The sequence below is a fragment of the Streptomyces sp. NPDC056738 genome, from assembly GCF_042790435.1.
Lineage (GTDB): Bacteria > Actinomycetota > Actinomycetes > Streptomycetales > Streptomycetaceae > Streptomyces.
Genome location: NZ_JBHTZF010000003.1, coordinates 446,340 through 463,734, shown reverse-complemented (window position 1 = coordinate 463,734; position 17,395 = coordinate 446,340). Strand labels below are relative to the sequence as shown.

The 17,395-nt window shown below is 70.9% G+C and carries 14 protein-coding genes; 4 read left to right on the top strand and 10 right to left on the bottom strand.

From position 1 onward, the window contains the following. Positions 1–106: 106 nt before the first annotated feature. The 7 genes from ACFRIC_RS09685 to ACFRIC_RS09655 form a co-directional block, all read right to left on the bottom strand. A complete protein-coding gene (locus ACFRIC_RS09685) occupies positions 107–1,249 on the bottom strand; it encodes an aldose epimerase family protein (RefSeq protein ID WP_382782036.1) in 1,143 nt (380 codons plus the stop codon). Between the two features lie 56 nt (positions 1,250–1,305). After that, positions 1,306–2,550, bottom strand: a complete 1,245-nt coding sequence (gene mmsB, locus ACFRIC_RS09680; RefSeq protein WP_382782033.1) for a multiple monosaccharide ABC transporter permease — start codon at positions 2,548–2,550, stop codon at positions 1,306–1,308. Continuing rightward, a complete protein-coding gene (gene mmsA, locus ACFRIC_RS09675) occupies positions 2,547–4,097 on the bottom strand; it encodes a multiple monosaccharide ABC transporter ATP-binding protein (protein WP_382782030.1) in 1,551 nt (516 codons plus the stop codon). Before mmsA ends, mmsB begins: the two co-directional genes overlap by 4 nt. A gap of 32 nt (positions 4,098–4,129) precedes the next feature. Further along, entirely contained in the window at positions 4,130–5,242 is a 1,113-nt protein-coding gene (chvE, locus tag ACFRIC_RS09670) for a multiple monosaccharide ABC transporter substrate-binding protein (RefSeq protein WP_382782028.1), read from the bottom strand. A gap of 139 nt (positions 5,243–5,381) precedes the next feature. Next, on the bottom strand, positions 5,382–6,383 hold the full coding sequence (locus ACFRIC_RS09665) for a hypothetical protein (RefSeq protein ID WP_382782025.1): 1,002 nt from the start codon (positions 6,381–6,383) through the stop codon (positions 5,382–5,384). Positions 6,384–6,468: 85 nt separating this feature from the next. Continuing rightward, positions 6,469–7,473, bottom strand: a complete 1,005-nt coding sequence (locus ACFRIC_RS09660; RefSeq protein WP_382782022.1) for a zinc-binding dehydrogenase — start codon at positions 7,471–7,473, stop codon at positions 6,469–6,471. Beyond that, positions 7,470–8,627: a mandelate racemase/muconate lactonizing enzyme family protein gene (locus tag ACFRIC_RS09655; protein WP_382782020.1), complete on the bottom strand. Its 1,158-nt coding sequence runs from the start codon at positions 8,625–8,627 to the stop codon at positions 7,470–7,472. The genes ACFRIC_RS09660 and ACFRIC_RS09655 overlap by 4 nt, the downstream gene beginning before the upstream one ends. Positions 8,628–8,880: 253 nt before the next feature. Between ACFRIC_RS09655 and ACFRIC_RS09650 the strand changes: the two genes are divergently transcribed. After that, on the top strand, positions 8,881–9,648 hold the full coding sequence (locus ACFRIC_RS09650; protein ID WP_382782018.1) for a hypothetical protein: 768 nt from the start codon (positions 8,881–8,883) through the stop codon (positions 9,646–9,648). A gap of 186 nt (positions 9,649–9,834) precedes the next feature. Here ACFRIC_RS09650 and ACFRIC_RS09645 read toward each other — a convergent pair whose 3' ends face one another. Further along, positions 9,835–10,296 carry a MarR family winged helix-turn-helix transcriptional regulator gene (locus tag ACFRIC_RS09645; RefSeq protein WP_382782015.1) on the bottom strand — a complete coding sequence of 154 codons (462 nt, stop codon included), beginning with the start codon at positions 10,294–10,296 and terminating at the stop codon, positions 9,835–9,837. A gap of 124 nt (positions 10,297–10,420) precedes the next feature. Between ACFRIC_RS09645 and ACFRIC_RS09640 the strand changes: the two genes are divergently transcribed. The 3 genes from ACFRIC_RS09640 to ACFRIC_RS09630 all read left to right on the top strand — a co-directional run bounded on the left by ACFRIC_RS09640 (position 10,421) and on the right by ACFRIC_RS09630 (position 15,130). After that, positions 10,421–11,443, top strand: coding sequence for an NADP-dependent oxidoreductase (locus ACFRIC_RS09640; RefSeq protein WP_382782013.1), 1,023 nt, complete (start codon positions 10,421–10,423; stop codon positions 11,441–11,443). 231 nt (positions 11,444–11,674) lie between these two features. Continuing rightward, positions 11,675–12,484, top strand: coding sequence for an EI24 domain-containing protein (locus ACFRIC_RS09635; RefSeq protein ID WP_382782010.1), 810 nt, complete (start codon positions 11,675–11,677; stop codon positions 12,482–12,484). 168 nt (positions 12,485–12,652) lie between these two features. Beyond that, complete coding sequence (locus tag ACFRIC_RS09630; protein ID WP_382782008.1) at positions 12,653–15,130, top strand: beta-glucosidase; 2,478 nt, start codon at positions 12,653–12,655, stop codon at positions 15,128–15,130. A gap of 106 nt (positions 15,131–15,236) precedes the next feature. On the opposite strand, the gene ACFRIC_RS09625 is transcribed toward ACFRIC_RS09630, so the two are convergent. Both ACFRIC_RS09625 and ACFRIC_RS09620 read right to left on the bottom strand, forming a co-directional pair. Then, positions 15,237–16,211 (bottom strand): aldose epimerase family protein, encoded by a 975-nt coding sequence (locus ACFRIC_RS09625; protein ID WP_382782005.1) that lies wholly within the window; start codon positions 16,209–16,211, stop codon positions 15,237–15,239. Between the two features lie 10 nt (positions 16,212–16,221). Next, positions 16,222–17,109, bottom strand: coding sequence for an SGNH/GDSL hydrolase family protein (locus ACFRIC_RS09620; protein ID WP_382782002.1), 888 nt, complete (start codon positions 17,107–17,109; stop codon positions 16,222–16,224). Positions 17,110–17,395: the final 286 nt, after the last annotated feature.

Here is a 17,395-nt window from a genome sequence, read left to right as displayed (position 1 = left end):
GGCCCGCGCGGGGGAGCACGGGCCGCCCTCTCATACGGATACGGACGGGGCGCTGTTCAATCGTCGTGAGGTCGTGCGGATCCTGTGAACCGGCTGAGAAATCCGGTCACACCCCGAACGAGTGGACCGTGCTGGTCCGGTAGGTCTGCCCGGGCCGCAGCACCGTCGAGGGGAACGACGGCTGGTTCGGGGAGTCCGGGAAGTGCTGGGTCTCCAGGCACAGCGCGTCGCCCTGGCGGTAGATGTGGCCGCCGGTGCCGACCAGGGTGCCGTCCAGGAAGTTGCCCGAGTAGAACTGCAGGCCGGGCTCGTTCGACGCGATGGTCAGGGTGCGGCCGGAGGACGGGTCGCGGAGGGTCGCGACATGCTCGGGCCGCGCCGTGATCCCCTTGTCGAGGACCCAGTTGTGGTCGATGCCCTTGCCGTACAGGAGCTGCTGGTGGGCCACCCGGATGTCCCGGCCGACGGTCTTGGTCCGGCGGAAGTCGAAGGGGGTGCCGGCGACCTTCGCGCGTTCCCCGGTGGGGATCAGGCCCGAGTCGACGGGGGTGTAGCGGGAGGCGGCGATCTCGAGCTCGTGGTCGTAGATCGAGCCGCTGCCCTCACCGGCGAGGTTCCAGTACACATGGCTGGTGAGGTTGACGACGGTGGCCTTGTCCGTGGTGGCCTCGTAGTCGATGCGCCAGTCGCCGTGCCGGGTCAGGGTGTAGATGACCTTCGCCCGGAGCGTGCCGGGGTAGCCCATCTCGCCGTCGATGCCGGTGTAGTGCAGGACGAGTCCGACGTCGGAGCCGGAGGCGAAGCCCTCCACGTCCCAGACCCGCTTGTCGAAGCCCTTGGCGCCGCCGTGCAGGCTGTTGACGCCGTCGTTGACGGAGAGCTGGTAGGTCGTGCCGTCGAGGGTGAACCGCCCCTTGCCGATGCGGTTGCCGTACCGGCCGATCAGGGCGCCGAAGTACGGGCTGGAGGCGACGTAGGAGTCGAGGTCGCCGAAGCCCAGTGCGACGTTGCGGTACCTGCCGTGCCGGTCGGGGATCTCCAGGGACTGGACGATTCCGCCGTAGGACAGGACCTTGAGCCGTGTCCCGCCGTTCTCCAGCGACCACCGGTGGACCTTCGTCCCGTCGGCGAGCCTGCCGAACAGTTCCCTCACGGGCTTCTTCTCGCCCGCCGCGTGCGCCGTGCCGATGCCGGCCGCGGTTAAGCCCGCTGCCGCCGCTGCGATGACCGTACGTCTGCTCGTTTCCATTTCGCGGCTCCTGCCCAATGGAGGGGGCCCCGCCTCTGGGGGGGGCCCCGGCTGACTTACGAACCGACCTTGCGCTTGTTCCACACGTCGAACCCGACCGCGGCCAGCAGGGCCAGGCCCTTGATGACCTGTTGCCAGTCGGTGCCGACACTGAGGAGGTTCATACCGTTGTTCAGCACGCCGAGGACCAGACCGCCGATGATCGCGCCGAGGACGGTACCGACACCGCCGCTCATGGACGCGCCGCCGATGAACGACGAGGCGATGGCTTCCAGCTCGAAGTTCAGGCCGGCCTTCGGAGAGGCCGCGTTCAGGCGGGCGGCTACCACCAGACCCGCCAGGGCCGCGAGCATGCCCATGTTCAGGAAGACGTAGAAGGTGACCTTCTTGTCCTTCACGCCCGACAGCTTCGCCGCCGGGAGGTTGCCGCCGATCGCGTAGATGTGCCGGCCGAAGACGGCGTTGCGCATGACGTAGCCGTAGCCGACGACCAGCGCGCCGAGGACCAGCAGCACGACCGGCGCGCCCTTGTAGCTGGCGAGCAGCATCGTGACGGTGAGCACCGCGGCGACCAGCGCCACCAGCTTGAGCAGGAACAGCTTGGCCGGCAGCACGTCCAGGGTGAACTCCTGCTGGCGCTTGCGGTCGCGGACCTCCTGGACGACCACGAAGGCGATCACCGCGAGGCCGAGCAGCAGGGTGATGTTGTGGTAGTTCGTGGTCGGGCCGACCTCGGGGAGGAAGCCGTTGCCCACCTTCTGCAGGCCGTCCGGGAACGGGCCGAGGGTCTGCCCCTTGAGCAGGATCTCCGTCAGACCGCGGAAGAGCAGCATGCCCGCGAGGGTGACGATGAAGGAGGGTATGCCGAGATAGGCGATCAGGAATCCCTGGACCGAGCCCGCCACGGCGCCCACCACCAGGCACAGCAGCAGGGCGAGTGGCCACGCCATCCGGTGTTCCACCATCAGCACGGCCGCGAACGCGCCGACGAACGCCGTCAGCGAGCCGACCGACAGGTCGATGTGGCCCGCGATGATCACCAGCATCATGCCGATCGCCAGGATCAGGATGTAGCTGTTCTGCAGGACGAGGTTGGAGACGTTGCGCGGCAGCAGGAGCTGGCCGTCGGTCCAGACCGCGAAGAGGACGACGATCAGGCCGAGCGCGAGCAGCATGCCGTACTGGCGCATGTTCTGGCGCAGGCCGTCGAGCATCACCCGCAGCAGGTTCTCGCCGGCGTCGCCGCTCCCGCCCTTGCCCGGTGGCGCCTCGGCCGGGATGTTGGTCACATCGGTGCTCATCGCGTTACCTCTTTGTCCTTCGTCATCTGACGCATCAGCACTTCCTGAGTGGCCTCGGCCCGCGAGAACTCACCGGTCAGCCGCCCAGCGGCCATCGTGTAGATGCGGTCGCACATGCCGAGCAGTTCGGGCAGCTCGGAGGAGATGAAGATGATCGCCTTGCCCTCGGCCGCCAGTTTGTCGATGACCGTGTAGATCTCGAACTTGGCGCCCACGTCGATGCCGCGGGTCGGCTCGTCCAGGATGAGCACGTCCGGACCCGCGAAGATCCACTTGCTGAGGACGACCTTCTGCTGGTTGCCGCCGGACAGCTTGCCCACCGGCTCGAAGACGGTCGGCGCCTTGATGTTCATCGAGGTGCGGTAGCCCTCGGCGACCTGGCGTTCCGCGTGCTCGTCGACGATCCCGCGCCTGGACACCTTGCCGAGCGCGGACAACGAGATGTTGCGGTTGATCGTGTCGATGAGGTTGAGGCCGTAGTGCTTGCGGTCCTCGGTGACGTACGCGATGCCGTGGTCGACGGCCTCCGCGACCGTCTTCGTACGGATCTCCTCGCCGTCCTTGAGGACCGTGCCGCCCGCGTGCCGGCCGTAGGTCCGCCCGAAGACGCTCATCGCGAGCTCGGTGCGGCCTGCGCCCATCAGGCCGGCGATGCCGACGATCTCCCCGCGCCGCGCCTGGATCGACACGTCGTCGACGACCTTGCGCTGCTGGTCGATCGGGTGGTGGACGGTCCAGTCGCGGATCTCCAGCGCGGGAGCCGCCCCCGCCTCGGCGTGGTGCGGGGTGCGCTCGGGGAAGCGGTGTTCCAGGTCGCGGCCGACCATGCCGCTGATGATCCGGTCCTCGGTCGTCTCCGGCGCCTTCACGTCGAGCGTCTCGATGGTCCGGCCGTCCCGCAGGATCGTCACCGAGTCGGCGACCCTGCGGATCTCGTTGAGCTTGTGGGAGATGATGATCGAGGTGATGCCCTGCTTCTTCAGCTCCAGGATCAGGTCCAGGAGCTTCTCGCTGTCCTCGTCGTTGAGCGCCGCGGTCGGCTCGTCGAGGATCAGCAGCTTCACCTTCTTCGAGAGGGCCTTGGCGATCTCCACGAGCTGCTGCTTGCCCACGCCGATGTCGGCGACGCGGGTCTCGGGGTGGTCGTTCAGACCCACCCGCCGCAGCAGCTCGGTGGCGTGACGCAGCGTCAGGTTCCAGTCGATGAAACCGCGCTTGGCGTGCTCGTTGCCGAGGAAGATGTTCTCCGCGAGGGAGAGGTAGGGCGACAGCGCCAGTTCCTGGTGGATGATGACGATGCCGTGGTGCTCGCTCGCCCGGATGTCCTTGAAGCGGCAGACCTCTCCCTCGAAGAGGATCTCGCCCTCGTAACTGCCGTGAGGGTGAACGCCGGAGAGCACCTTCATCAAGGTGGACTTGCCGGCGCCGTTCTCACCGCAGATGGCGTGGACCTCGCCCTGCCGGACGGTCAGATTGACGTCCGAGAGCGCCTTGACGCCGGGAAAGGTCTTGACGATCGAGCGCATGTCCAGGACGGGTCCCGCCATGGTCGTGCCTTCCAATCCGTAAGGTTCGACGCTTACTTGAGCTGGTCCGCCGTGTAGTAGCCGCCGTCGACCAGGACCGACTGGTAGTTGGACTTGTCGACGCTCACCGGCTGGAGCAGGTAGGCGGGAACGACCTTGGCGCCGTTGTCGTACGTCTTGGTGTCGTTGGTCTCCGGCTTCTTGCCGTTGAGGGCCGAGTCGACCATCGTCGAAGCGATCTTGGCGAGCTCGCGGGTGTCCTTGTAGACCGTCTGCGTCTGCTCGCCCGCGATGATCGACTTCACCGACGCCAGCTCGGCGTCCTGGCCCGTGAGGATCGGCAGCGGCTTGCTCTTGGAGCCGTAGTCGTCCGACTTCAGCGCCGACAGGATGCCGATGGAGATGCCGTCGTACGGGGAGAGGACCGCGTCGACCTTCTTGCTGGAGTACGACTTGGTGAGGATGTCGTCCATGCGCTTCTGGGCGGTCGCGCCGTCCCAGCGCAGGGTGGTGACCTGGTTGAGCGCGGTCTGGCCGGACTGGACGACGAGCTGCTTCTTGTCGATGTAGGGCTGCAGCACCTTCATCGCGCCGCCGAAGAAGTACTTCGTGTTGTTGTCGTCGTTCGAGCCGGCGAAGAGCTCGAGGTTGAACGGGCCCTTCTTGGAGCCGTCCGCGAGGCCGAGCTTCTGCAGGATGTAGTTGCCCTGGAGCTCGCCGACCTTCGAGTTGTCGAAGGACGCGTAGTAGTCGACGTTCTTCGAGCCGAGGATCAGACGGTCGTAGGCGATGACCGGGATGTGGGCGTCGGCGGCCTGCTGGAGCACGTTGTTCAGGGACTTGTTGTCGATGGCGGCCACGATCAGCGCCTTGACACCCTGCGTGATCAGGTTCTCGATCTGCGAGACCTGCTGGTCCGGGTCGTCCTCGCCGTAGACCAGCTTGGTCTTGTAGCCCTTGGCCTGGAGGTTCTTGACGACGTTGTTGCCGTCGGCGATCCAGCGCTCGGACGACTTGGTCGGCATCGCGATGCCGATCGTCCCGCCCTTGCTGCTGCCCTTGTCCTCCTTGCTGCCGCCTTCGCCGCTCTGGCCACAGGCGGTGAGGGTCAGGGCGAGGGAGGCGGCTCCGGCTATGGCGGCGAGTGCGGCTCTGCGGTTACGCATGATCATCATCCTTGATGTCTTGGACCGGGCGGAGTCTCACGGAGCTGGGATGTTCCGGGAGTGTTACAGGTGAGGCCGAGAAGGTGTGTTGGATTGTGCGCGACTGTGTCTGCTTGTGTGAAGGGGGTTTGTGCGAACGTTATGAGGGAGTGTCGAACCGCGAGAGAGTCCCGGGCAGACGGGTGCCGAGCGGGGCCATGTCGCCGCCCGCGCCGTGCCGTGCCAGCAGGTCAAGGGCGAGACGGCCGCGCCGCACCCGCTCCTTGGCCGTGCTCAGGGTCAGGTCCCGCAGATGGTGCCCGTACGGGTAGAGCCCGGGGGTCTTGGACAGCCCGAACTTCAGGTAGAGCGGTGCGCCGCGCCGGATCAGCTCGGCGACCTCGTACATCCGGATGTACCCGCCGAGATCGTCGGGGGCCTCGATGTACATGTCCATGGGGGCGGCGGAGACCCGCCGGATCTCGGTGAGGTGATCGAGGGTCAGGTCGCTCGGCACGTTCAGCGAGTCGGCGCCGAGGTTCTCGTACACGGCGTACGAGGCCGGGTTCACCGGACCGATCAGCGCCGAGACCTTGAACGTCGTGTCGGCCGGCAGGATCCCGGCGACGCGCGCCCGGTGCAGCGTCCACAGCACGCCCTCGTCGGCGACGAGCAGGCACTTGACGCCCAGTTCCGTCGCCCGGACGGCGTCCTCGACACAGCCGGCCACCGCGTCGTGGCCGCGGGCGCGCAGCCCGCCGCCGCGCGAGTCGGAGCGGGTCGAGCCGCCGATGTCCCAGATGCCGCGCGGTCCGGTGAACAGGCAGAGCTCTATGTCGCGTTCACCGGTGGCCTCGACCATCTCGGTGATCTCGGCGTCGGTCAGCATCCAGATGCCGCTGCCCTGGCTGATCCGGTGGATCGGCACGTCGAGCCGCGAGGCCTCCTTGAGGACCACGGCGAGCGCCTCGGGCCCCTCCACGGAGGGGACCTCGGTGCGCCAGCGGCCGCCTCCGGGGAAGGTGTGCGGCGAGGCGTCGTCGGGGGCGAGGGCGGGCGCGGCCAGGCCGAGCGCGGCCAGGGCCGGCTCGCCGGGGCGACGGGGCGCCGTGGGAGAGGCGTCGGTCACAAGCTGTCCTTCATCGTTCGATATTTCGGGCATGGTTCGCGACGTCGGGCGCGCGAGGCCTGGTGTACGCCGGTACGGGACCGTCAGGGAACCCCGTACCGGCGTACGGCTCGGGTGGTCACGGCTTCAGCAGGACCTTGCCGACCTTGGGATCACCGGAACCCACCAGTTCGATGGCCTCCGGGAACGCGGCGAGCGGCAACTCGTGGGTCACCAGCGGGGAGGGGTCCAGCAGACCCGCGCCGAAGACGCGTACCGTGTGCGCCCAGGCCTCCGGCGGAGCCCCGAACACGGTGTGCACCTCCAACTGCCGTACGACGAGATCGGTCGGGTCGAGACCCTCGGCACCCGGCGCCGGGATCCCCGTGAGGACCAGGCGCCCGCCGCGCCGCAGCAGGGAGGCGGCGGTGCGCGCGGCGGACGCGGACCCGGCGGTCTCGATCACGACGTCGAAGTCGTCGGGGAGTTCCTGGTCCCTGGTGCGGAACCCGGTGGCGCCGAACTCCCGCGACAGCGCCGCCCGGTCGGGGCGGGTGCCCACCACGAGCAGTTCGGCCGGGGAGCCCGCCTTCAGGAACTGCACGGCGAACATCCCGAGCGTTCCGGTGCCCACCACGGCCACCCGCTCACCGGGCCGGGCGTTCGCCTTGAGCGCGGCGGCCGCGATGCAGGCGGCCGGCTCCAGCAGGGCGGCGGCCGTCAGATCGGCGTCGTCGGGCAGGACGTGCAGCAGCCTGGCCGGCAGCGTCAGCGTGCTCGCCATCGCCCCGGGAACGGTGAAGCCCGTCTCCTCGTACCCGGCCGTGCACAACGTCGTCTCGCCCGCGTGGCAGCGGTCGCAGACCTGGCAGTTGCGGAAGCCCTCGCCGACGACCTTGCGGCCGACGAGCGTCGCCGGGACACCGGCGCCGACCTCCTCGACGGTCCCGGACCACTCGTGACCCGGCGTCAGGGGATAGCGGACGTAGCCCTCGGGCCGGTTGCCCTGGTAGACCTCGCGGTCGCTGCCGCAGATGCCGACCGCGTGCACCCGCACGAGCGCCTCGCCCGCCGCGGGCCGGACCGGCTCGTGCGGGACCAGCCGGTGCTCGCCGGGACCCTCGACGAGGACCGCGGTGCTCACTTCGACCCCTTGGGCTTGCGCTGCTCCCAGCCGTCGGCCCACAGGTCGAACCGGGCCTGCTGCTGGGGGAACTCGGCCGCCGCGTCGACGTCCAGCTCCACGCCGAGTCCCGGCTCGTGGGACAGCTCGAAGTAGCCGTCCACGACCTGCGGGGCGCCCTTGACGACCTTCTTGATCTCCGCGTCGGCGAAGTCGTTGAAGTGCTCCAGGATCTTGAAGTTCGGCGAGGTGAAGCCGACCTGGAGGGACGCGGCGGTCAGGACCGGCCCGCCGACGTTGTGCGGCGCGACCAGCATGTAGTGGGTCTCGGCGGTCGCGGCCAGTTTCCGGGTCTCCCAGATGCCGCCGATGTGGCCGACGTCGGGCTGGATGATGTCGACCGCCTGGCTCTCGAAGAGCTCGCGGAACTCGATGCGGTCGTGGATCCGCTCGCCCGTGGCGAGGGGCATGTCGACCTTGGCGGCCACCTTCTCCAGCGCCTTGAGGTTCTCCGGCGGCACCGGCTCCTCCAGCCACGCGGGCTTGAAGGGGGCGAGCTCGTGGGCCAGCCGGACGGCGGTGGACGGTGAGAAACGGCCGTGCATCTCCAGCATCAGCTCGGTCTCGGGCCCGATCGCGTCGCGCACCGCCTCGATGAGCGACACCGAGTACAGCGTGGCCTCGTGGTCCAGCTCGAAGTGCCCGGTGCCGAAGGGGTCGATCTTGAGGGCCTTGTAACCCCGGGCGACGACCTCCTGGGCGGCCTTGTGGTAGGCCTCCGGGGTGCGTTCGGTGGTGTACCAGCCGTTGGCGTAGGCCTTGACCCTGTCGGTGACCTTGCCGCCGAGAAGCTGCCAGACCGGCACCCCGAGCGCCTTGCCCTTGATGTCCCAGCAGGCCATCTCGATGACGGCGATGCCGGACATCACGATCTCTCCGGCGCGCCCGTAGTCGCCGTACTTCATGCGGCGGACCAGGTCCTCGACCGCGAACGGGTCGGAGCCGAGAATATGGTTGGCCTGCGCCTCGTGCAGATAGCCGATCAGCGCGTCGGTGTGGCCCAGCATGCGGGTCTCGCCGACCCCGGTGATGCCCTCGTCGGTGTGCACCTGGACGTAGGTCAGGTTCCGCCAGGGTGTCCCGACCACGTGTGTGGTGATTCCCGTGATGCGCACGGCAGTTGCCCCCTGTGCTTTCAGCTCTGTTCGAAATTTCGTCACACGTTCGAAATGCTGGCGTGACAGTAAGGACGCCGCCCGGGGAGTGTCAATGGGTCGCGCGCATATCGGTTTCGACGCGATGGGCGCAGGATGGCGGGGAATGTTCGGGGGTGCCCGGGTCCGACGGACCGGAATAATCGATTCCGCACAACATCTTCACAACTGCGCCTAGGAACGTTACCGGCGGTGACCCTAGTCTTCCCGCGTCATGGACTACTGCCACGTGTGCCGCAGGCACCTCAACGGCGCCCTCGCCTGTCCCGGGTGCGGCACCCCGGTCGACGAACTCGGCGCGGACGCCGAGGACGCCGGCGCGCGCCCGCCGGCAGACGCGGACACCGACGCGCACCACGGCGACGACGGTGGCGACCGTGACGTCGAGTGGCGCTCCCGGCGTGCCGCGCGCCGACGTGGCCCTGTCGTGGACACCGAGGCCGGGAGTGAGGGCGACCCGCGGGGGGCGAGGGGTCCGGCCGGTGCCAGCCGCCGCGACCGCAAGGCCGCCGCGCACCGCCGCCGGCGCCGCCGCACCCTGTACATAGCCGTCGGCTTCGTCCTGGCGGCCGGCGGTCTGAGCCTCGCCGAACTCGGCGTCGACGCGCCCGGGCTCGGCCCCAGCCCCGCCGCGGCGGAGTCGCCCGACGGCTCGGCCTCGCCGGCGGCGTCCGTGCTCAAGAAGGGCTCGCCCTCCAAGTCCCCCTCGGCCGGACGTACGTCCACCTCCTCGCCGTCGGCCTCCGGATCCGCCTCCGCCTCGTCCTCCGCCTCCGCGTCGGCGACGAGCGAGAAGAGCGCCGGGAGCGGCGGGTCCGCGACCGCGGGCACCCTCCCGGGCCGGTCCACATCGGCCCCGGCGGCCACTCCCGCGGCCCCGGGTACGTCGGCCCCCGCCACCACGGGACCGACCACGTCGGCGCCCACGCCCGCGCCCTCGTCCTCGGGCGACTGCAACCGCTTCCTGTGGTGGTGCACGTGAGGGTGCCGCCCGGCACGGGCTGACCTTCCTCCGGTTCTCCGGCTTACGGGTCGACCCGTCTCCGGGTCGTCCGTCGCGTCTCGGGGTCGTCCGTCCCGTCTCCGGGCCGTCCGTCCCGTCTCCGGGCCCTCCCGTGTCCTGGCCCTGCCTCCGGCCGGCCAGGTGCCCTTCTCGGCGCTCGCGCCCTCAGGCGCCGCCGCCCGCGCCCTCCGGGGTCTCGCCCAGCATGCGGCGCAGCAGGTCGCGCAGGGCCAGCCGTTCCCGGTCCGAGAGCTCCGCCAGGGGTTCGCGGGCGAAGTCGAGCGAGTCGCGCAGCCCGCCGGCGATTCTGCGGCCCTCGGCCGTCGCCGCCGCCAGCTTCACCCGGCGGTCCGCCGGGTCGGGGCGGCGCTCCACCAGCCCCCGCGTCTCCAGCCGGTCCACGATGCCCGTGACGTTGGACGGCTCGCACCGCAGTTGCCGCGCCAGACGGCGCATCGGCAGCGGCTCCAGCGAGAGCAGGCTCAGCAGCCGCGCCTGCGCGCCGGTGAGGGCGTGTTCGGCGGCCGCGTGCTCGTACTCCTCGTGGTAGCGGGCCACCACCGTGCCGATCAGTTCGACGACCTCCAGGGTCAAGGGGTCGATCCGTGGTCTCTTGGGGGTGGCCATGCCCTCGATCGTACCGCGTTACTTGACATCATGAAATATTCATGAGCATCGTTGTTTCAGGTACTCATTGTTTGAGGTACTTAAGTAATTCCCCCCGCCGGTCACCGCGAAAGGCGCACCCCTCATGTCCGAGACCCCCCAGCTTCCCTCCACCGGCCGTGAATGGCACCTGGTCAGCCGTCCGGTCGGCTGGCCCGAGCCCGCCGACTTCGCCCTGGTCGAGGCCGAGGTCCGGCAGCCGGGTCCCGGCGAGGTCCTGGTCCGCAACGCCTACGTCTCCGTCGACCCGTACATGCGCGGCCGTATGAGCGCCGCCAAGTCCTACGTCGCCCCCTTCGAGCTCGGCAAGACCATGCAGGGCGGCGCGGTCGGCGAGGTCGTCGCCTCGAACGCCGAGGGCATCGAGGTCGGCGACCACGTGCTGCACTTCCTCGGCTGGCGCGAGTACGCCGTCGTGGACGCCAAGCAGGCCGTCAAGGTGGACCCGGAGGCCGCGCCGCTGTCGACGTACCTCGGCGTCCTCGGCATGACCGGCCTCACCGCCTACGCCGGGCTCCTGCGCACCGCCTCCTTCAAGGAGGGCGACTCCGTCTTCGTGTCGGGCGCGGCCGGTGCCGTCGGCAGCCAGGTCGGCCAGATCGCCAAGCTCAAGGGCGCCTCGCGCGTCATCGGCTCGGCCGGCTCCGACGAGAAGGTCAAGCTGCTCGTCGAGGAGTACGGCTTCGACGCGGCCTTCAACTACAAGAACGGCCCGGTCTCCCAGCAGCTCCGCGAGGCCGCGCCCGACGGCGTCGACGTCTACTTCGACAACGTGGGAGGCGACCACCTGGAGGCCGCCATCGGCTCCCTGAACCGGGACGGCCGCATCGCCATCTGCGGCATGATCTCTGTCTACAACAGCACCGAGCCCGCCCCGGGCCCGCGGAACCTGGCCCGGCTGATCCAGACCCGCGGCCGCATCCAGGGCTTCCTCGTCGGCGACCAGTACGACCTCCAGCCGGAGTTCGTGCGCGAGGTCGGCGCCTGGATCCGCTCCGGCGAGCTGAAGTACGCCGAGACGGTCGTCGAGGGCATCGAGAACAACGTGGAGGCGTTCTTCGGCGTCCTGCGCGGCGACAACATCGGAAAGATGATCGTCAAGCTCTGATCCCGGCGGGGCGGCGGCGGGCGGCGGCGGACCGCCGCGCGGCGCCGCCCCCGGGGTGGCGGCGGACCGGGCGGCACCCGCTTCCGGGGTGGCGGCGGACCGGGCGGCACCCGCTTCCGGGGTGGCGGCGAACCGGGAGGTGCCCGCTTCGGGATGGGCGGCGGACCGGGCGGCCACGGCCGCCGCCACCACGGGCTGTGGCCCGGCGCTGCGCCCCGATAGGGTCTCCCCATGCGCGATCTTGGGGTGGGTTTCGGCTATCTGCTGCGCGGCCAGCGGTGGGTGGCCCGGCACGGGAAGAGTTTCGGGTTCGGGCTGCTGCCCGGACTCGTCACGCTCGTCCTCTACGCGGCGGCGCTGGTCGCCCTCGGCGTGTACGGGGAGGACTTCGTCACCTGGGCGACGCCGTTCGCGGACGACTGGAGCAGCCCCTGGGACGGTCTGTTCCGCGGCTTCCTCACCGCCGTCCTGTTCGCCCTGGCCCTCCTCCTCGCCGTCCTCACCTTCACCGCGGTCACCCTGCTCATAGGCCAGCCCTTCTACGAGAGCCTCTCGGAGAAGGTCGACCGCGACGTCTCCCCGGACGGCACGGCCCCCGAGTCCGGGCTGCCGCTCTGGCGCGAGCTGTGGATCTCCGCGCGCGACAGCCTTCGCATCCTCGCGCGGGCCCTGGTGTGGGCGACCCTCCTCTTCGCGCTCGGCTTCGTCCCGTTCATCGGCCAGACCGTCGTCCCGGTGCTCGGCTTCTTCGTGACAGGCTTCTTCCTCACCGAGGAACTCGTCGCCGTCGCCCTGCAGCGCCGTGACGTCGACCTGCGGGCGCGCCTCGCGCTGCTCCGCTCCCGCAAGACGCTGGTCTGGGGCTTCGGCACCCCGCTGGGCCTGGCCTTCCTCGTCCCGTTCGTCGCGGTGTTCCTGATGCCGGGAGCGGTCGCGGGCGCCACCCTGATGGCCCGGGACCTGCTCGGCGAGGAGATCCAGGAGGGCGACGCCGAACCGGACGCCGACACCGCCTCCGAGGAGCAGAGCGCCACCCCGTGACCGGGACGCTCCCCCTCGCCCTCTAGACCGCCTCCCGTCGCCCCCCGGACCCTCGGACCGCCCGGACCGCCCGGCCCCCGGGCCTGCTGTCCCGCCGTCAGGCTCTCGCCCGGCGGGGCCGAATGCGCGATGTTGGGGACCGACGGTTTTCGACGAGGAGGTGCCGGCATGGCGGACGCTGCGGTGGAGACGGCGAAGGACCCGAACGGCGCGGGGGCGGACGGCGCGGAGGCGGACGCGGCCCGTGAGGCCGTCGTCGAGGCGGCGCTCGCCCGGCTCGGCCTGGACGCGAAGGCCCGGCTGCTGTCCGGGCGGAACATGTGGACGCTGCCCGGACTCCCCGAGATCGGGCTGAGGCCCCTCGTCATGTCCGACGGCCCGATCGGCGTCCGCGGCGTCCGCTGGACCGCCGACGACCCCTCCGTCGCGCTCCCCTCGCCCACCGCGCTCGCCGCCTCCTGGGACCCGGAGCTGGCCCGCCGCGCCGGCACGCTGCTCGCCCAGGAGGCGCGCCGCAAGGGCGTCCACGTCCTGCTCGCCCCCACCGTCAACCTCCACCGCTCGCCGCTCGGCGGCCGCCACTTCGAGGCCTACAGCGAGGACCCGCTCCTGACCGGCGCGATCGGCGCCGGCTACGTCCGCGGTGTGCAGTCCGGCGGGGTCGCCACCACGGTCAAGCACTTCGTCGCCAACGACGCCGAGACCGACCGCTTCACCGTGGACAACCTCGTCTCCGAACGCGCCCTGCGCGAGCTGTACCTGGCGCCCTTCGAGACCATCGTCGAGAAGGCCCGCCCGTGGGGCGTGATGACCGCCTACAACTCGGTCAACGGCACGACCATGAGCGAGCACCGCCGTCTCGTGAACGACGTCCTGCGCGGCGAATGGGGCTTCGACGGATTCAACGTCTCCGACTGGATGGCCGCCCGCGACACCAGGGCGGCGATCGAGGGCGGCCTCGACGTCGCCATGCCCGGCCCCCTCACCGTCTACGGGGAACCGCTCGCCGCCGCCGTGCGCGCCGGGGACGTGGCGGAGGCCACCCTCGACGCCGCCGTGCGCAACGTGCTCCGGCTCGCCGCCCGCGTCGGCGCCCTGGAGGGCGCCGAACCCGTGGTGACCGAGGCGCCCGCGGCCGTGGACGGGCCGGCGCTGGCCCGCGAGGTGGCCCGCCGCGGCTTCGTCCTCGTCCGCAACGAAGGCGCCCTGCCGCTCCCCGCGGGCCACCGGGTCGCCCTCATCGGTGCCGCCGCCCGCGACGCACGCGTCCTCGGCGGCGGCTCGGCCACCGTCTTCCCCGCCCGGATCGTCTCGCCCCTCGACGGCCTCACCGCCGCGCTCCCCGAGGGCACGGTGACCTACGCCGTCGGCGCCGACCTCGCCGTCGAACTCCCCGTCGCCGACAAGGGGTTCGAGCTGCGCGCGGTGTGCCGCGACGCCGCCGGCGCGATCATCGCCACCGCCTCCGCCCCGAACGGCCAGATCCAGTGGATGGGCGACGACCTGCCCGAAGGGGTCACACACGCGAACCTGCACAGCGTCGAACTCACCGGCACCCTCACCCCGCGCGACTCCGGCCCGCACACGTTCGGCATCAAGGGCCTCGGCGCGTTCACCCTCACCGTCGGCGGCACGACGTACTTCGACGGCGTCCAGGGCGCCGAGAAGGACGACCCGTTCGTGACGTTCTTCGGCGCCCCCGTCCCGCGCGGCCGGGCCGAACTCGCCGCGGGCGAGCCGGTGGAGGTCTCCCTCACCCATGTCGTCACGGTCCCCGAGGGCGTCCCGATGAAGGTCGTCGGCTTCTCCCTCGCCCACCAGGAGCCCGTGCGCGGCGCCGACGAACTGATCGCCGAGGCGGTCGAGGCGGCCCGCGCCGCCGACACCGCCGTCGTCGTGGTCGCCACCACCGACCGCGTCGAGTCCGAGGGCTTCGACCGCGCGGACCTCGGGCTCCCCGGCCGCCAGGACGAACTGGTCCACGCCGTGGCCGCCGCCAACCCCAACACCGTCGTCGTCGTGAACTCCGGCTCCCCGGTGGAACTCCCGTGGCGCGAGGAGGTCGCCGCCGTGCTCCTGAGCTGGTTCCCGGGCCAGGAGGGCGGCGCCGCCCTCGCCGACGTCCTCACCGGCGCCCACGAGCCGGGCGGCCGCCTCCCCACCACCTGGGGCGCCCTGGCCGACGCCCCGGTCACCCGGGTCACCCCGGCCGACGGCGAACTCCCGTACACCGAGGACGTCTTCATCGGCTACCGCGCCTGGGAGAAGGAGGGCAGGACCCCCTCGTACCCGTTCGGGCACGGTCTCGGCTACACCGACTGGACGTACGAGTCCATCGAGGTCGAGGGCACCACCGTCACCGTCCGGGTCCGCAACTCCGGCCGGCGGGCCGGGCGCGAGGTCGTGCAGGTCTACCTCGCCCCGGTGGAACCCGGCGCCGACCGGCCCGCGCGGGCGCTCGCCGGATTCGCCGGAGTCGAGGCCGCCCCCGGCGAGAGCGCCGAGGCCGTCGTGGAGCTCCCGCGCCGCGCCTTCGAGGTCTGGGACACCGCGGCGGACACGTGGGCGTTCGTGAAGGGTTTGTACGAGGTTCAGGCAGGTCGTTCCCTTCTGGACCGCCGTCTGAGCACGATCGTCGAGGCGTAGACGTCGCGCCCCCCTTCGGCCGGCCCCGGCCCGGAACCTGACATCCGGACCGGGGCCCGCCGTTTTCTCCCCCGGCGCCCTCCGGGACCACGTCCTCGGGGCGGCCCTAGGGCCGTACGGAGAACCCGTACACCGTCTGCGAGCGGTACACCGCGCCCGGCCGCAGCTCGGTGCTCGGGAAGGCCGGCCGGTTGGGGGAGTCGGGGAAGTGCTGGGTCTCCAGCGCGATGCCGTCGTTCGGGGCGAAGGGCTCGCCCAGGTGGTCCGCGGTGTAGAGCTGGAGCCCGGGTTCGGTGGTCGCGACCGTGAGCACCCGCCCGGACGCCGGGTCGTACAGTTCGGCCACCTCCACCGGATCGGCCGTGAGCCCCTTGTCGAGCACGTAGTTGTGGTCGTATCCCGCGCCGGTCTTGCGGGACTCGCGGAAGTCGAAGCGGGTGCCCTCGACCGGGTCGAGTTCCCCGGTCGGGATGAGGGTGTCGTCCACCCTGGTCAACCGGGACGCGTCGAGCCGGAGTTCGTGCCCGAGCGCGCTGCCGGAGCCGGCGAGGTTCCAGTACGTGTGGTTCGTCAGGTTCACCACCGTCGGCGCGTCGGTGACCGCCTCGTAGGCGATCCGCAGCGCCCCCCGCTCGTCCAGCGTGTACGTCGCCGAGACCTCCAGGCGCCCCGGGAAGCCCTCCTCGCCGTCCGGGCTGACCCGGGAGAGCCGGACCCCGTGTTCGACCGGCTCCGCGTCCCACACGCGCTTGTCGAAACCGCCGTCGCCGCCGTGCAGGGAGTTGGGCCCGTTGTTCGGCTCCAGGCGGTGGGTCACCCCCTCCAGGGTGAAACGGGCGCCCCCGATCCGGTTCGCGTACCGCCCGACCAGCGCGCCGAGATACGGCTCGGGATGGGCCGTGTACCCCTCCAGGGCGGAGAAGCCCAGGGTCACGTCCACGGCCCGCCCGTCCCGGTCCGGCACCTCGGCCGACTGCACGATCCCGCCGTACGTGAGCACACGCACCCGGACCCCGGCGCGCTCCAGCGTCCAGCGATGGACCGGGGTGCCGTCGGAAAGTGTGCCGAAAAGTTCACTCATGAGGGAAACCCTAGGTCACGGGCTCGCGTGCCGTGACGGTCCGGTAGGCGATCTCCGCGAGTCGCGCCTGACCGTCCCTGCTCGGATGGAACCAGTCCCAGTGGCTCAACTGATCCGTGCCGAAGCGGAAGTCGAAGACGGCGTTCCCGTCGAAGCGGCAGCGCCGGTCCTTGGCGCACACCTCGCGCAGCACCTGGTTGTACGCCTTCACCCGGTCCTGCACCTGCCCACGCCGCAGGGTCGCCGCCGCGTTCAGCGAGTCGGCGTCCCCGAGCATCGAGGGGCAGATGCCCAGCTTCCACACCTGCTTGCCCAGCGCGCTGCCCCGCCCCTCCGACCAGAGCCGCTTCAGATCCGGCACGCTCGACACGTACACCTGCGTCCTGGGCAGGGTCCGGCGCAGCGTCCGCAGCGCGTCCTGGAACCCGGTACGGAAGTCGGCCACGGGCGTCATCGCGGAGGTGGAGGACCGGCACGCGTCGTTGGCGCCCGCCATCACCGTGACCAGCTCCGGCCTACGGGTCACCGCCTCGGCCATCTGGCCGGGAAGGTCCGCCATCCGCGCTCCGGTCACCGCGTAGTTCCAGCTCCGCTCGGCCGCCCCCGTCGTGCCGAGCAGCCGTACGGCGAGCGAGTCGACCCGCGGATCGCTGCCCGTCGCCCACGACACCTCGGGGCAGTCGGAGAGCACGCTGCACGCGTCGAAACCGCGGGTGATCGAGTCGCCGACCGCGGCCATGGAGTCCGGACTGCGGTCCCACACCGGCGTGGGCCTCGCCGACGGCCGCATCCTCCCGGTCCCGCCGGGCGCCGAGGAGTCGCAGGCGGCGGTGCCCAGGAGCGCCGCCGCGGCGGCGGCGGCGAGGACGGCCCGCGAACGGTGGCTGCGATTCCGCATCCCCTGGTCTCCTCGTTCGTTGTACAGGGTTGGTCGGCATCCGCTCCGCGCGGTCGGTCGCACCACGTCGTACACGGTCGGTCGCGCCACGGTTCCGCGGTGTGACCGGCTCCGCCCGGAAGGCGGGCCCGGAGTCCCGGCAGGGGAGTCCGGACACGTCCCGCCGGGTGAAACCTCGGAGGTTCACGGCGCTTGGACCGACGGTACGTCACACTCCTTGCGCCGCCGCAGGGTAGCCTCGCCACGTGGCCGCCCTGCCACTGCCGTTCCGCTAAGTTACAAGATG

What these genes read in the sequence shown, in the direction of transcription:
- mmsA (WP_382782030.1), bottom strand. Translation starts at nt 4,097, where the DNA reads ATGGCGGGACCCGTCCTGGACATGCGCTCGATCGTCAAGACCTTTCCC.
- ACFRIC_RS09620 (WP_382782002.1), bottom strand. Translation starts at nt 17,109, where the DNA reads ATGCGGAATCGCAGCCACCGTTCGCGGGCCGTCCTCGCCGCCGCCGCC.
- ACFRIC_RS09640 (WP_382782013.1), top strand. Translation starts at nt 10,421, where the DNA reads ATGTCCGAGACCCCCCAGCTTCCCTCCACCGGCCGTGAATGGCACCTG.
- mmsB (WP_382782033.1), bottom strand. Translation starts at nt 2,550, where the DNA reads ATGAGCACCGATGTGACCAACATCCCGGCCGAGGCGCCACCGGGCAAG.
- chvE (WP_382782028.1), bottom strand. Translation starts at nt 5,242, where the DNA reads ATGCGTAACCGCAGAGCCGCACTCGCCGCCATAGCCGGAGCCGCCTCC.
- ACFRIC_RS09635 (WP_382782010.1), top strand. Translation starts at nt 11,675, where the DNA reads ATGCGCGATCTTGGGGTGGGTTTCGGCTATCTGCTGCGCGGCCAGCGG.
- ACFRIC_RS09650 (WP_382782018.1), top strand. Translation starts at nt 8,881, where the DNA reads ATGGACTACTGCCACGTGTGCCGCAGGCACCTCAACGGCGCCCTCGCC.
- ACFRIC_RS09625 (WP_382782005.1), bottom strand. Translation starts at nt 16,211, where the DNA reads ATGAGTGAACTTTTCGGCACACTTTCCGACGGCACCCCGGTCCATCGC.
- ACFRIC_RS09645 (WP_382782015.1), bottom strand. Translation starts at nt 10,296, where the DNA reads ATGGCCACCCCCAAGAGACCACGGATCGACCCCTTGACCCTGGAGGTC.
- ACFRIC_RS09630 (WP_382782008.1), top strand. Translation starts at nt 12,653, where the DNA reads ATGGCGGACGCTGCGGTGGAGACGGCGAAGGACCCGAACGGCGCGGGG.
- ACFRIC_RS09685 (WP_382782036.1), bottom strand. Translation starts at nt 1,249, where the DNA reads ATGGAAACGAGCAGACGTACGGTCATCGCAGCGGCGGCAGCGGGCTTA.
- ACFRIC_RS09665 (WP_382782025.1), bottom strand. Translation starts at nt 6,383, where the DNA reads ATGCCCGAAATATCGAACGATGAAGGACAGCTTGTGACCGACGCCTCT.